General features: G+C 74.3%; 13 protein-coding genes. 4 read left to right on the top strand and 9 right to left on the bottom strand.

The annotated features are described in order from the left end of the window. Nucleotides 1-9: 9 nt before the first annotated feature. The gene (locus AC0OLQ_RS05780; protein ID WP_484530478.1) at nucleotides 10-570 is read left to right on the top strand and encodes a PadR family transcriptional regulator; all 561 of its coding nucleotides are present in this window, start codon (nucleotides 10-12) and stop codon (nucleotides 568-570) included. Here the strand turns inward: AC0OLQ_RS05780 and AC0OLQ_RS05775 are convergent. Continuing rightward, a complete protein-coding gene (locus AC0OLQ_RS05775) occupies nucleotides 563-2599 on the bottom strand; it encodes a thioredoxin domain-containing protein (protein WP_484530477.1) in 2037 nt (678 codons plus the stop codon). The genes AC0OLQ_RS05780 and AC0OLQ_RS05775 overlap by 8 nt on opposite strands. Continuing rightward, entirely contained in the window at nucleotides 2596-2883 is a 288-nt protein-coding gene (locus AC0OLQ_RS05770) for a hypothetical protein (RefSeq protein ID WP_484530476.1), read from the bottom strand. Before AC0OLQ_RS05770 ends, AC0OLQ_RS05775 begins: the two co-directional genes overlap by 4 nt. A gap of 82 nt (nucleotides 2884-2965) precedes the next feature. On the opposite strand from AC0OLQ_RS05770, the gene AC0OLQ_RS05765 reads away from it, so the two are divergent. Then, on the top strand, nucleotides 2966-3988 hold the full coding sequence (locus AC0OLQ_RS05765) for a phosphatidylinositol-specific phospholipase C domain-containing protein (protein ID WP_484530475.1): 1023 nt from the start codon (nucleotides 2966-2968) through the stop codon (nucleotides 3986-3988). Between the two features lie 56 nt (nucleotides 3989-4044). On the opposite strand, the gene AC0OLQ_RS05760 is transcribed toward AC0OLQ_RS05765, so the two are convergent. The 3 genes from AC0OLQ_RS05760 to mca all read right to left on the bottom strand — a co-directional run bounded on the left by AC0OLQ_RS05760 (nucleotide 4045) and on the right by mca (nucleotide 7983). Then, nucleotides 4045-6543 (bottom strand): putative bifunctional diguanylate cyclase/phosphodiesterase, encoded by a 2499-nt coding sequence (locus AC0OLQ_RS05760; protein ID WP_484532281.1) that lies wholly within the window; start codon nucleotides 6541-6543, stop codon nucleotides 4045-4047. A gap of 216 nt (nucleotides 6544-6759) precedes the next feature. Further along, nucleotides 6760-7053 (bottom strand): hypothetical protein, encoded by a 294-nt coding sequence (locus AC0OLQ_RS05755; RefSeq protein WP_484530474.1) that lies wholly within the window; start codon nucleotides 7051-7053, stop codon nucleotides 6760-6762. 48 nt (nucleotides 7054-7101) lie between these two features. After that, nucleotides 7102-7983 carry a mycothiol conjugate amidase Mca gene (gene mca / locus AC0OLQ_RS05750; RefSeq protein WP_357335335.1) on the bottom strand — a complete coding sequence of 294 codons (882 nt, stop codon included), beginning with the start codon at nucleotides 7981-7983 and terminating at the stop codon, nucleotides 7102-7104. A 213-nt stretch (nucleotides 7984-8196) separates the two neighbouring features. On the opposite strand from mca, the gene AC0OLQ_RS05745 reads away from it, so the two are divergent. Together AC0OLQ_RS05745 and greA are read left to right on the top strand one after the other, a co-directional pair. Next, nucleotides 8197-8631 (top strand): DUF4307 domain-containing protein, encoded by a 435-nt coding sequence (locus AC0OLQ_RS05745; RefSeq protein ID WP_484530473.1) that lies wholly within the window; start codon nucleotides 8197-8199, stop codon nucleotides 8629-8631. A 145-nt stretch (nucleotides 8632-8776) separates the two neighbouring features. Further along, nucleotides 8777-9277, top strand: a complete 501-nt coding sequence (gene greA, locus AC0OLQ_RS05740; RefSeq protein WP_484530472.1) for a transcription elongation factor GreA — start codon at nucleotides 8777-8779, stop codon at nucleotides 9275-9277. Nucleotides 9278-9404: 127 nt separating this feature from the next. Here the strand turns inward: greA and ilvA are convergent, their stop codons facing one another. Genes ilvA through AC0OLQ_RS05720 form a run of 4 tightly spaced genes read right to left on the bottom strand, consistent with a single transcriptional unit; the run spans nucleotide 9405 to nucleotide 14155 of the window. Further along, nucleotides 9405-10625: a threonine ammonia-lyase gene (gene ilvA, locus AC0OLQ_RS05735; protein WP_357335330.1), complete on the bottom strand. Its 1221-nt coding sequence runs from the start codon at nucleotides 10623-10625 to the stop codon at nucleotides 9405-9407. Continuing rightward, nucleotides 10622-11542, bottom strand: coding sequence for a DUF4328 domain-containing protein (locus AC0OLQ_RS05730; RefSeq protein WP_484530471.1), 921 nt, complete (start codon nucleotides 11540-11542; stop codon nucleotides 10622-10624). The genes ilvA and AC0OLQ_RS05730 overlap by 4 nt, the downstream gene beginning before the upstream one ends. Nucleotides 11543-11584: 42 nt before the next feature. Continuing rightward, entirely contained in the window at nucleotides 11585-12997 is a 1413-nt protein-coding gene (locus tag AC0OLQ_RS05725) for an amidase (protein ID WP_484530470.1), read from the bottom strand. Between the two features lie 15 nt (nucleotides 12998-13012). Beyond that, a complete protein-coding gene (locus AC0OLQ_RS05720) occupies nucleotides 13013-14155 on the bottom strand; it encodes a cystathionine gamma-synthase (RefSeq protein WP_484530469.1) in 1143 nt (380 codons plus the stop codon). Between the last annotated feature and the right edge of the window lie 13 nt (nucleotides 14156-14168).

Raw genomic sequence — 14168 nt, 5'->3', positions numbered from 1 at the left:
AACCGACCGATGCCGGACCGGCCGTTGAACGCCACCGCCGCCTCGCTGCTGGGCTTCCTGCACGACGGCCCGATGACCGGCTGGGACCTGGTCACCGTCGCCCAGCAACGGATCGGGGCGTTCTGGTCGCTGACCCAGAGCCAGGTCTACCGGGAGCTGACCGCGATGGCCGCCGCCGGACTGGTCCGGGCCGGCGAGCGGGGCCGCCGCGACCGGCAGCCGTACGAGATCACCGAGGCGGGACGTCGGGCGTTCACCGAGTGGGCGGCCCGTCCCCCGGCGGACGAGACGATCCGCTTCCCCCTGCTGCTGACCGTGCTCTTCGGCCGGCACCTGCCGGCGGAGCGGCTCGCCGGCTACCTCGGCACCCACCGGGCCACCCACGCCGCACGGCTCGCCGACTACCAGGCCGCCGCGGCGGCGCTCCCCCCGGAGGCGGACGAGATCGAACCGTACGCGGTGGCCACGCTGCGCTTCGGGCTGGCGTACGAGCGGGCGGTGCTGGAGTGGTTCGACGCGCTGCCCGAGCCGCTGCGCCCGGCGGCTGGGGGCAAGGAGCCGGTCAGCTGAGCTGGGCGACCAGATCCTCGACCGTGGTGACCGGCCGGTCGCAGACGAACCCCCGGCAGACGTACGCGGTGGGCCGCCCGCCCAGCGCCGGCCGGTCGGCCAGCAGCGGCACGCCGGGCTGGTCGGCGCGGCCCGCCACCACCACGGCCCCGGGCGGGGCGTGCCGGAGGGCGGCGGCCACCAGCGGGTCACCCACCGGGTCGTCGGTCACCACCGCGATCTCGTACGGCCCGGAGAGCAGCGCCTCGCCGACCATGGCCGCGTAGCCGGTGAACCGGGCGTGCCGGGCGACGATCGGCGCAACCGTCGACAGGGCCGCGTCGGCCGCCTCCCGGTACCGGGTCTCCCCCGTCAACGCCGCGTACGCGACGAGCGCCGCGACGATCGCCGAACGGCCGGCGGGCGTGGCGTTGTCGGTCGGGTCCGCCGGCCGGGTGACCAGGCGCTCCGCGTCGTCGGCGGTGTCGTAGAAGCCGCCGTCCGGTGCGGCGAACCGGGCCAGCGCCACGTCGAGCAACTGCCCGGCCAGGACGAGCCAGCGCCCCTCGCCGGTCAGCTGGTGCATGGCGCAGAACGCCTCGGCCACGCAGCCGTAGTCCTCCAGCACGCCGGCCGGCTCGCCGACCGTCCCGTCCCGGGACACCCGGCGCAGCCGGCCGTCCACCACGTGCACGGCCGCCAGGTGCTCGGCGGCGTCCCGCATCGCGCCGTCGGCCACGATCGTGACGCCCTCCATGAGGTTGGCGTCCTCGTCCTCGGGGGACGCGTAGAGCGCGGCGACCTGCTGGAACTCGGCGATCGCGGTGATCGTCAGCCCGTTCCAGGCGGCCACCACCTTGTCGTCGCGGGCCGGCTGGGGGCGGGTGTCGCGGGCGGCGAGCAGCCGGCCGACCACCTCCTGCCAACGCCGGCGCACCGACGGGTCGGCGTCGTCCACGTCCCGGGCCAGCCGGAGCACGCTGCTGCCGTGTTCGAAGGTGCCCTGCTCGGTCACCTCGAACAGGTCGGCGGCGAAGCGGCCGTCCTCCTCCCCCAGCACCTCGACGAGCTGCGCCGGGGTCCAGACGTAGGTGAGGCCCTCGACGCCCTCGGTGTCGGCGTCCAGCGCCGAGACGAAACCCTCGCCGGCCCGGTGCATCTCGTCGGCGAGGAACCGGGCCGTGTCGCGGGCCACCCGCCGGGCCAGCCGGTCCCCGGTGAGCCGCCAGAGCTGGGTGTAGACCCGCAGCAGCAGCGCGTTGTCGTAGAGCATCTTCTCGAAGTGCGGCACCGTCCAGTGCCCGTCCACCGAGTAGCGGGCGAAGCCGCCGGCGAGCTGGTCGTGCAGGCCACCGCGGGCCATCGCCTCGCAGGTGTGCCGGACGATCTCCAGGCTCCGGGGCGAGCCGGTGCGCTGGTGGTGCCGGAGCAGGAAGAGCAGGTTCATGTGCGGCGGGAACTTCGGCGCGCCGCCGAAGCCGCCGTTCGTCTCGTCGTACTCCGTGGCGAGCTGGTCGGCGGCGGCGTCCAGCACCTCGGCGGTCAACGGGGCGGTCAGGCCGCCCACGGCCTGCGCGCCGCCGATCGCCTCGACCACGGCGGCGCCCTGCCGGAGCACCGCCTCCCGCTGGTCGCGCCAGGCGGTGGCGACCGAGCCGAGCAGCCGGACGAAGTTGGCGCGCGGGAAGTAGGTGCCGCAGAAGAACGGGGTGCCGTCCGGGGTGGCGAAGACCGTCATCGGCCAGCCGCCCTGGCCGGTCATCGCCTGGGTGGCGGTCATGTAGACCGCGTCGACGTCGGGCCGTTCCTCCCGGTCGACCTTCACGCAGACGAAGTCGTCGTTCATGAGCTGGGCGACGCCCTCGTTCTCGAACGACTCGTGGGCCATGACGTGACACCAGTGGCAGGCCGCGTAGCCGACCGAGATGAGCACCGGCACGTCGCGCCGCTTCGCCTCGGCGAACGCCTCGTCACACCACGGCCACCAGTCGACCGGGTTGTCGGCGTGCTGGAGCAGGTAGGGCGAGGTGGCATCGGCGAGTCGGTTCACCCGACGACCATAACCACCTCCGGCGTTCGCCGCCGCCGGTCACCCGTCCCCGGCGCGGGTCGTGCGACCCGGGCCGGGGACCGGATCAGGCGTACGGTCGTCGGGCCGACGTCGACCTGGACGAACTCGTCGTAGAGGGGTCCGGCCCTCGGCCCGCGCCGCGTCCCCTGCACGGTGGCCGCACCGTCCCTCAACGTGATGGTGCCGGTGTCCGCCACGGTGGCCCGGGGGTCCAGCAGCGGCGGGGCGGGTGGGTTGGTGAGGTGAACGCGACCCCGGGACACGATCCGTCCTTCCGATATTCATCTTTGTTGATTTGAATCAGCGCATGCCCGGCGCCGCCGGGCCGTCCGAAGGAGACGGTTCATGCGCAGATTCCCCGCCCTGCTCGCCCTCGCCGCCCTCGCCGGATCCGTGCTGGTCCCCGGCGCCGCGTCCGCCGCAGTGCCGGCGGACACCCGGTACTCCGCCACGACCGGCGTCGGCGTCCACAACGCGTACGAGCGCGGCACCTACCCCTACCTGGCCCAGGCGCTCGACGCCCGGCCCGGGCTCATCGAGCTGGACGTCTGGCCGGACGTGCTGACCCGGCAGTGGCGGGTCAGCCACTCCAACCCGCTCGGCAACGACAACAACTGCGTGGCCGCCACCAGCGCCGCCCAGCTCTACACCGGCACCCGGAACCGCAACCTGGAGCACTGCCTGGACGACATCCGGCTCTGGCTGGGCGCACACCCCGATGCCGGCCCGCTGGTCCTCAAGCTGGAGCTGAAGACAGGCTTCAGCGGGCGTACCGGGCAGGGGCCGGCCCAGCTCGACGCGGTGCTCGCCGCACGGCTCGGCGACCGGGTGTTCCGCCCGGCCGACCTGCGCGGCGGTCACCCGAGCCTGGACGCCGCCGCCCGCGCCGATGCCTGGCCCAGCCGGGCGCAGCTCACCGGCAAGGTGATCGTCGAGCTGATCCCCGGCACGGTCGAGGAGGGCAACCCGACCGACACCCTGTGGACCGACGTCGAATACGCCCGCCACCTGGCCGCCCTGGCGGCGGCCGGCACGCTGGGCACCGCCCGCGCCTTTCCGGCCGTGCACCGGGCCCAGGCGGGCGACCCGCGCGGCCGGTACGCCGACGCGGACCTGCGGCCCTGGTTCGTGCTCTTCGACGGCGACGCCACCGCGTACGTCACCAGCGGCATCGACACCGCCTGGTACGACGCCAACCACTACCTGCTGGTGATGACCGACGCGCAGAACGTCCCGCCGGCCGTCGGAACCGGCGACGCCGAGGCGGCGGCGCGGGTGGCCGAGCTGGCCCGGGCCCACGCCAGCATCGCCTCCGCGGACTGGGCGGCCCTGCCCGGCGTCCTCGACGACGTGCTGCCCCGGGGCTGACCCGCGCCCGGCCGATCCGCGCCGTCGGGGCGAGCGGTCCCGGCTGCGCGGGACGGTCAGGAGGCGCCGTCGGCGCGGAGCGGGAAGACGTTGTTGCCGCGCGCGGTGTCCACCAGCGACCCGAGCACCGCCCCGATCTTGTCCGCCGGCATCGGCTTGAAGAAGTGGTAGCCCTGCGCGGCCGTACAACCCAGCTCGGCCAGGGCGGTCCGCTGCTCGGCGGTCTCCACGCCCTCGGCCACCACCCGCAGCCCCAGTTCGTGGGCGAGCCCGACGGTGGTCCGCACGATCGCGGCCGCCTCCGGCGAGTCGGCCATCCGGATCACGAAGGAACGGTCCACCTTCAACTCGTCGACCGCGATCCGGGTCAGAAAGGTCAGCGAGGAGAAGCCGGTGCCGAAGTCGTCGACGGCGAGCTGCACACCCATCGAGCGGAGAGTGGCCAGCACCTCGTCGATGACCTCCAGCTCGCTCATCACCACCGTCTCGGTGATCTCCAGGACCAGCCGGCGCGGCGGGACCTGGTGCCGGCGCAGCGCCTCGCCGATCTCGGCCGGCAGCCGCGGGTCGAGCAGGCTGCGCGCCGACAGGTTCACCGAGATCGGGATGTCCAGCCCTTCGCGCGCCCAGTCCGCCGCCACCGCCAGGGCCTTGTCCAGCACGTAGCGGGTGAAGCTGCCGAGCTGCTCGCTGTTCTCCACCGGCCGGATGAAGTCGGCCGGGCTGAGCCAGCCCCGGCGCGGGTGCCGCCAGCGGATCAGCGCCTCGACCCCGGTCGGAGCGCCGGTGGCCAGGTCCACGGCCGGCTGCAACGCCAGCACGAGCTGGTCGTCGGCCTCCAGGGCCTCCCGCAGCTCCGCGAGCAGCGCCAGGTGGTCGGTGCTCGCCGCGTCGCGCGAGCTGTCGTACGCGGCGACGCTGCCGCCGCCCTCCTTCGCCTGGTACATGGCGATGTCGGCCCGGCGCAGCAGCTCGGTCAGGTCGGCGGTGCCCGCGTCGGCGACCACCACGCCGACCGCCACCTCGACCGACATGCGCACCCCGGCCACCTCGGTCGGCGCGGCCAGCCGCTCGGCGATCTCCCGGGCCTGGCGCAGCGCGTACGCCAGCGGGGCGGCCCGGTCGTCGACCACCGGGACCGTGGTGAGCAGCAGGGCGAACTCGTCGCCGCCGAGCCGCCCGAGCAGGTCGCCCGGACGGGCCATGGTGGTCAGCCGGCTCGCGGCCAACCGCAGCAGCTGGTCGCCGGCCGCGTGCCCGAGCGTGTCGTTGACCTCTTTGAACTGGTTGATGTCGAGCAGCAGCAGCGCCACCGGGTGGTCGTGGGCGCGCTGCCGCAACGCCTGGTCGCCCTTGGTGAGCAGGGCGGCCCGGTTGAGCAGCCCGGTGAGCTGGTCGTGCACCGCCTCGTACGACGAGCGGGCGGTGACCAGCCGCAGCTCGCGGTGGGTCGCGGCGTCGTGCAGGGCGGCGGCCAGCGCGTCGCCGAACGCGGCGACCCCGTCCCGCTCGCGGGCGGTGGGCGGGGCGGACCGGGGGAACCGGACCCGCAGCCGGCCGACCTCGGCGCTGCCCACGGCGAGCCGCCGGACCAGCTCGTGCTCGCCGGACCCGGTGGCCGACGGGGGCTCCACGTCGCGGTCGCGCACCTGGGCTCCGGTGTCCGTCCGGTAGCGGCGCCAGCGCCCGTCGCCCCGGGCCACGTCCACCTCCACCAGCTCGGCGCCGAACAGGGTGAGCGCCCCGGTCACCGCGGCGGTCGCCACGCCCCGCTCGTCGAGCTGGTTGAGCGCGGCGGTGGCCTCGGCGAAGGCCCGCCAAGTCCGCCGCTCCTGGTCGGCCCGGAGCCGGTGCCGGTAGGTCTGCTGGAGCAGCCAGAGCGGCGGCGGCAGGAGCAGCAGCCAGCGCGGATCGAGCTGCACCAAGCTGACCACCACCAGGCCGACCGCCACGTTGCCGACGAACATGAGCAGCTTGCCGCGGAGCGCGGCGAGCAGCGGCGGCCCGATCGGAATGCCGTGCTGCAGGGCGATGCCGGCACCGCTCAGCCAGGCGGTGGTGAGCAGGTAGACCACCGCGCCGGCGGTCAGCGCGAGGGCCAGCTCGGGGGTGAGCGCGGCGAGCAGTGGCCGGCCCGGGGCGCTGGCGACCGCGGCGGCGAGGGCGGTGGCGGCGCTGAGCGAACCGGTGATCCGGACCAGCTCCAGCGCGGGCCGGCGGTCGGTGACCAGGGACATCGTGGTCCACGCGGTCCCGGCGCCGAGCAGGGCCGCGGCCGGCAGCCAGCCGGCCGGTACGAGGTAGAGGCAGACGACCAGGGCGGCCTCGCCCCAGGCGATGCTGACCATGCCGGAGGCGGTGCGGAAGCGCAGCCGGGCGAGCTGGGCCACGGCGAAGACGACGACGGCGACGCCGAACCGGACGAACCCGGGCAGTGGGTCGTCGGGCGGCAGGTGCGCGGGGACGGCGAGGCCGACCACGGCGGCCGCCGCGGCGGTGACCGCGACACCGAAGGTCAGCAGGAGGACTCCGACCGGCGCGCCGCGCACGCCCAGCCGATCGGGGGGATCCCCGGCCCGGCCGGAGGTCACGGCCCCACCCCGTCGGACGGCGGCCCGAGGGCACGCTCGGGGGCGATTGCTGCCATCGACATCGGCGCCCCCCTTCCGCGCACGGCTCGGGGCCTGTCGGTCCCCCCGGCGGAAGGCTAAGCCAAAGCCGGTGGTCGCAACAGGGGTCGACGACCGACTTCGGCGTGATTCACGCGCTGTTCAGCTGTTCCGGTGCTGCTGGGAGCCGTTGGGGGCGTTCGTCGGCGATTCCTGCACGGTGGTCCCGTCTGTCGGATCGGCGACTGTCGCGTCGGTCCGACCCGCCTCGGCCGGGCCGGCCTGCTGCGGGAACCGATCGGGCAGCCGGCGCAGCCGGGCGTTCATGTTGCGGATCAGCAGGACGGTGGCGGTGGCCAGCAGCACGATGAGGAAGAGGCCCATCGGGCCGGCCAGACCACCCGTACGGGTGTCACCGAAGTTGTTCTCCGCGAGCACCTGGGCGGTGGTCAGCATGGTGTTCCTCCGATGTGCGGCTGACGACCAGCGTAGCCCGCCGGGAAATCAGCGGGCATGGCACGTCTCGCGCACCCCGGCGAAGAGGTCGGACTCGGGCAGCGGGCTGTCGACCAGCGAGCGGGCGAGCTGGAAGTCCTCGGTCGGCCAGGCGCGCTGCTGCAGGTCCATCGGCACCTGGAACCAGAAGCCGTCCGGGTCGATCTGGGTGGCGTGGGCGCGCAGCGCGTCGTCGCGGACCGGGAAGTATTCGGCACAGTCGACCCGGGTGGTGATCCGCTCGCCCTTGTCGGGGCGATCCTCCCAGCGCTTCATCCACTCCCCGTACGGCGACTCCAGGCCGGCGGCGAGCATCGCCTCGTGCAGCGCCAGGATCTTGGCCCGGGAGAAGCCCACGTCGTAGTAGAGCTTGAGCGGCTGCCACGGCTCGCCGAGCTCCGGGTGGCGGTCCGGGTCGCCGGCGGCCTCGAAGGCGGCCACGGTCACCTTGTGGGTCATGATGTGGTCGGGGTGCGGGTAGCCGCCCTCCTCGTCGTACGTGGTGACGACGTGCGGGCGGAACTGGCGCATCAGCCGCACCAGCGGGGCGGCCGCGACCTCGACGTCCTCCCGGGCGAAACAGCCTCCCGGCAGCGGCGGCAGCGGGTCGCCCTCGGGCAGGCCGGAGTCGACGAAACCGAGCCAGGCCTGCTCGATGCCGAGGATGGCCCGGGCCGCGTCCATCTCGGCGCGGCGGATGTCGCCGATGTTGGCCCACACGTCGGGCCGGTCCATCTTGGGGTTCAGCACGCTGCCCCGCTCGCCACCCGTGCAGGTGACGACCAGGACATCCACCCCCTCGGCGACGTATTTCGCCATGGTGGCGGCGCCCTTGCTCGACTCGTCGTCGGGATGGGCGTGCACCGCCATGAGCCGCAGCTGCTCTGCCACCTTGGGCGCTCCTCGTCTCTGCCCACCGGGCCCGGCCCGCCCGGGCCCGCCCGGCTGAACTGCCGGAATCTTCCCCCGTGCCCGCGCAAGCCCCCGTGCTGGCCGGTCGGCGGCGGGGCCGACCTGCCATCCTTGACTCAGCGCCGGGCTGGGAAGATGGACTCTGCCATTCTTGCCGATGCCGCCGACAACAACGCCAGGAGATACCCGCCGGTGAGCGAGACGCACGCCACAACCGCAACGGGTGCACCGGTCTTCCCGCCCGGCCGCTACGGCCGCCGCCGGGAGCCGGGGCGCCGCCGTCCGCTCCTGCTCGTGCTGGTGGGGGCCGTCCTGCTCGCCCTCCTCGGGCTGCTCAGCGTCAAGCTCTACGGCCAGTACGGCGACCCCGACTACCGGGCCGAGGTGATCACCTACACCGGGATCACCGACTCCCGGGTGGTGGTCGACTTCCGGGTGACCGTCCCGGCCGGCGGCTCGGCGACCTGCCTGCTGCGGGCGCGCTCCCACGACGGCGCCGAGGTGGGCCACGCCGAGGCCACGGTGACCGCCCCGCCCGGCGAACGGCACGCCCGGGTCCGGCAGGAGGTGCCGACCACGGCCCGCCCCTTCATCGGCGAGGTGCTGCGCTGCCGACCAGCCGGCTGAGCCGGGAGCCGGCGCGCCGCCGGCACACACGCACCCCGGGTCTCACCGCCGGCACCCGGGGTGATCGGCGACACCCTGACGTGCCCGGCACTGGTAACTTGGTAGTTCACCTGTCAGCCAGTCCGCACCAACGAGGAGATCGCCTGTGTCCACCAATGACAACGAGGCGCCCGCCACCTGGCTGTCCCAGGACGCATACGACCGCCTGAAGGCCGAGCTCGACGAGCACATCGCCAACCGGCCGGTCATCGCCGCCGAGATCAACGCCCGGCGCGAGGAGGGCGACCTGCGGGAGAACGGTGGCTACCACGCTGCCCGCGAGGAGCAGGGCAAGGCGGAGGGTCGCATCCTCTACCTGAAGGAGCTGCTCCGCACGGCCAAGGTCGGCGAGGCCCCGACCGCCGACGCGGTGTCGCCCGGCATGGTCGTGACGATCTACTTCGACGACGACACCGACGACACCGAGACCTTCCTGCTCGGCTCCCGCGAGATCGCCTCCACGACCGACCTCACCGTCTACAGCCCCGAGTCCGCGCTCGGCAAGGCGATCCTGGGCGGCAAGGCGGGCCAGACCTGCACCTACACGGCCCCCAGCGGGGCCGACATCAAGGTGACGGTCGTCAAGTTCGAGCCGTTCTCCGGCTAGCCGCCATCCGGACCCGCGCCGGACGGCTCGGGTCCGACCCGACCGAGGCTGACAGGCTCCTCGGACCCGAGCCACACCCCGACCGCCCCGACCGGCACCGTCCGGCCGGGGCGGTCGCGTACCCGGCTCATCCCTCGCCGGCGAAGACCACCTGGTAACCGCTGGCCCGCAGGGCGCTGATCAGGGTGTCCGAGTGCTCGACGCCGCGGGTCTCCACCGAGAGGCCCACCTCCACCTCGCCGAGCCGCAGGTGCGGGTTCGCCCGCTGGTGCACCACGTCGACCACGTTGGCCCGGTGCTCGGCGATCTCGCCCAGCAGCGAGGCGAGCTGGCCCGGCCGGTCGGTGCAGCGGACGGTGACCCGCAGGTAGCGGCCGGCCGCCGCCAGCCCGTGCTCGATCACCCGCAGCATCAGCAGCGGGTCGATGTTGCCGCCGGAGAGCACCGCCACCACCGGCGCCTGCGCCTCCACCGCCCCGGCCAGCAGCGCCGCCACGCCGACCGCGCCGGCCGGCTCCACCACCTGCTTGCCGCGCTCCAGCAGCATCAGCAGCGCCCGAGAGATGTCCTCCTCGGAGACCGTGACGATCTCGTCGACCAGCTTGCGGACGTGGGCGAAGGTCAGCTCGCCGGGGCGGCCGACCGCGATGCCGTCGGCGATCGTCGAGAAGAAGGGCAGCCGGACCGGCTCGCCGGCCTTGAGCGAGGGCGGGAACGCGGCGGCGCTGGCCGCCTGCACCCCGATCACGCGTACGTCGGGGCGCAGCGCCTTGGCGACCACCGCCAGGCCGGAGATCAGCCCGCCGCCGCCCACCCCCGTCACGATGGTCTTCACGTCCGGGCACTGTTCGAGGATCTCCAGCGCCACCGTGCCCTGCCCGGCGATGACGTCCCGGTGGTCGAACGGGTGGATGAACACCGCGCCGGTCCGCTCGGCGAAGGTCTGCGCCGCGACCAGCGACTCGTCCACCGTGTTGCCGACCAGCTCGACCTGGGCGCCGTACCCCTTGGTGGCGGCCACCTTCGGCAGCGGCGCGTTGACCGGCATGAAGACCGTGGCGTGCGCGCCGACCAGGCCCGCGGCGAGCGCCACCCCCTGGGCGTGGTTGCCGGCGCTCGCCGCCACCACGCCGCGTTCCCGCTCCTCGGCGGAGAGCCGGGAGATCCGCACATACGCGCCGCGCACCTTGTACGACCCGGCGCGCTGCACGTTCTCGCACTTCAGCCACGCCGGCCCGCCGAGCGCGGCGCTGAGCGGCCGGGAGGGCTCCATCGGGGTGGTGCGGGTGACGCCGGCGAGCAGTTCCCGCGCGGCCTGTACGTCGGCGAGACCGACCAGTTCCGTCATGCCCCGATCGTGCCACCCGCCCCCGGCGGAACCTCCGGCGACGCCACGGTCGGCTCAGCCGCCGCCCGCGGCGGGGACCCGGCGTACGGCTGCGTCGGGCCGAAGTAGCCGAACGGCGCGCCGGGCGCCGGCCAGCCGGCGTAGCCGGGCCAGGCCGGCCTGCCGAGCGCGATGCGCTGCTCCTGGGCGACGGAGATCCGCCGGATCAGCACGATCAGCGACACCGCGGCGACCAGGCAGGCGGCCAGCGGAATCAGGTGCCACCCGAGCGCCTCCCGGTAGAAGTCGGCGTACCACCGGAACTCGGTGTCGAACCTGGGCTGCTCGGGCAGCCGGGCGTACGCCCGGTCGTCGCGTCGGCTGACCAGGCGCTCCCCGACGCTGAAGGCCAGCCACGCCGCCCACCAGACCGAGACCAGGCCCGGGGTGAACCGCTTCCACAGACTGTCCCGGGCGAGGTTCGCGACCACCCGGGCGGGCATCACGAAGTTGGCGAACGGCACCAGCCAACCGGCGATCGCCCAGCCGGCCCCGAGGTGGGGCAGCGCACCCGGGAAGGCGTCCAGGTTCTTCCGGGCCCGCCAGGTCCAGATGATCACCAGCACGGCGGCGGTCAGGTAGGCCAGCAGGAACGGCAGCGAGAGCACCACCTCGACCAGCACGGCCCCGAGCAGCACGTCGGGATCCTGGCTCTCCCTCGCCCGCCCGGCCAGCACGACGCCGACCAGCGGAAAGAGCGCCACCACCCCGTAGAGCAGCGCAGTCGCGCCGACCGCGACGGAGGCAGCGGTGCCGATCCCGCGCACCGGGTAGGTCGGCTGGCCGGGGGTGAGGGCCGGCTGACCGTGCGGCGTGTAGCAGTTCTGGCACTCGTTGTCGGCCGGGGACGTCTCGTCCCCGCAGGTGTGGCAACGCATGAATGACCGTCCCGGGATGCGTGGTGCGCACACGCTAGACGATCATGCGTGGGCCGGCGACCCCGTCCCGACCCGGGGGTAGCCGGGGGCGTGCCGCTGCCACGGCGCCTGCATCTCGAACTGGCCGGCGACGCCGAGCAGCAGCAGCTCCGAGCCGGGCGGACCGACGAACTGCACGGCGACCGGCAGGCCGTCCGGGCGGCGGCCGACCGGCACCACGATCGCCGGCAACCCGGCGATGTTCCAGGGCGCGGCGTACGGGGCGTACCGGATGTTGGCCTTCATGTTCGCCAGCCAGGAGCGGCCGGACCAGCCGGCGGCCTCCGGCGGCGGGCCGGCCAGCGCCGGGGTGAGCAGCAGGTCGACCGAGTGGTCGGCGAAGAAGTTCACCGACCGCTCGCGCCAGGCGGCCCGGTCGGCCTCGCGCACGTACCCCCGGCGCTGCGCCCACTCGCCGAGCGTGACGTGCCGGCGGCTGCGCCGCTGGAGGCCGCGCCGCTCCACCCCCGCGGCCTGCACCTCGCTGGCGGCCGCGGCGAACCAGGTGGCGATGCCCTGCAGGCCGAGCCGGGTCGGGTAGACCGGGTCGGCGGGAACGGTGTCGTGACCGGCGGCGGCGAGCAGCCGGCCGGCGGCGGCGACCGCGTCCCGGTTCGGCGCGTCCGGCGAGACGCCGCGCACCGGGGAGCGCAGCGAGACGCCGACCCGCAGCCGCGGCGGCGGGACCAGCTTGTCCGGGCGGCGCCCGGCCAGCACCGAGAAGCCGACCGCCGCGTCCGCCACCGTGCCGGTCAGCACGCCGTGCTCGGTCAGGCCGAACCAGTCGTCCGCGCCGAGCTGGCAGGGCACCACGCCCCGGCCGGGCTTGAGCCCGACCAGCCCGCAGCAGGCCGCCGGGATGCGGATCGAGCCGAGGCCGTCGTTGGCGTGCGCCATCGGCACCAGCCCGGCGGCCACCGCGGCGGCCGCGCCGCCGGAGGAGCCGCCGGGGGTCCGCGTCAGGTCCCAGGGGTTGCGGGTCACCCCGGTCTCGTCGTCGGTGAGGGCCCACAGGCCCAGCTCCGGCATCCGGGTCACCCCGAGGATCACCGCGCCCGCGCCGCGCAGCCGGCGGACCACCTCGTGGTCGGCCTCCGCCACCGGGGTACGCACCGCGGCCGACCCGTTCCACGTCGGCAGGCCGGCGACCGGGGTGTTCTCCTTGACCGCCACCGGCACGCCGGCCAGGGGGAGGTTGGCCAGGTCCTCCTGCTCGTCGACCTTCTCCGCCTCGGTGATCGCCTCGCCGCCGCGTACCGCGCGGAACGCGGCCAGCTCGGCGTCGGCCCGGGCGATGTGGTCCAGGTGGTCGGCCACGACCTGGGTGGCGGAGACGTCACCCCGGCGTACGCCGCGGGCGATCTGCTTCGCGGTCGCCCCCACCCAGGTCGTCGGCATGATGTCCTGCACGGCCATCCTCCCCAGCCAGCGTCAGCCCAGCGCCTGCTCCAGATCGGCGAGCAGGTCGTCGACCGTCTCGATGCCGACAGACAGTCGCACGAGATCGCCGGGAACTTCAAGCGGCGAGCCGGCAGCGCTCGCGTGTGTCATCCGCCCCGGGTGCTCGATGAGCGATTCGACCCCGCCGAGCGACTCGGCGAGCACGAAGAGCTTCGCCCGGTTGCAGATCTCCACGGCGTGCTCCTCGCCGCCCGCCGCGCGGAAGGAGATCATCCCGCCGAACCGGCGCATCTGCTTGGCGGCCACCTCGTGACCCGGGTGCGCCGGCAGGCCCGGGTAGATGACCTGCGCGACCTTGGCGTGACCGTCCAGGTAGGCGGCGATCCGCTCGGCGTTGTCGCAGTGCCGGTCCATCCGTACCCCGAGGGTCTTGATGCCGCGCAGGGTGAGCCAGGCGTCGAACGGGCCGTTGACGGCGCCCATCGCGTTCTGGTGGTAGCGCAGTTCCTCGCCGAGCGCCCGGTCGGCGGCGACGAGGGCGCCACCGACCACGTCGGAGTGTCCGCCGATGTACTTGGTGGTCGAGTGGACCACCACGTCCGCGCCGAACGCGATCGGCTGCTGGAGGTACGGCGAGGCGAAGGTGTTGTCGACCACCAGCAGCGCGTCGGCCTCGTGCGCGACGGCGGCCAGCGCGGCGATGTCGGCGATGCCGAGCAGCGGGTTGGTCGGGGTCTCCACCCAGACGATCCGCGTGGCGCCGGGACGGATCGCGGCCCGGACCGCGTCGGGGTCGGAGACCCGGGCCGGGGTGTAGTCCAGCCCCCAACGCTCGGCCACCTTGGCGAAGAGCCGGTAGGTGCCGCCGTAGGCGTCGTCCGGGATCACCACGTGGTCGCCCGGCTTGCAGACGGTCCGCAGCAGGGTGTCCTCGGCGGCCAGGCCGCTGGCGAAGGCGAGCCCCACGGGCCCGCCCTCCAGCGCGGCCAGGCACTCCTGAAGCGCGTCCCGGGTGGGATTGCCGGAGCGGCTGTACTCGTAGCCCTCCCGGGGCGCGCCGACGGCGTCCTGGGCGTAGGTGCTGGTCTGATAGATCGGCGGGATCACCGCGCCGGTGCGGGCCTCGGGGTCCTGACCGGCGTGGATGGCGAGCGTCTCGAAGCCGTGACTCATTCCCGAGACGTTA

This window comes from Micromonospora sp. Utrum1 (assembly GCF_057197805.1).
The sequence above is the reverse complement of the archived record's forward strand: the minus strand, read 5'-3'. Positions and strand labels throughout refer to the sequence as shown.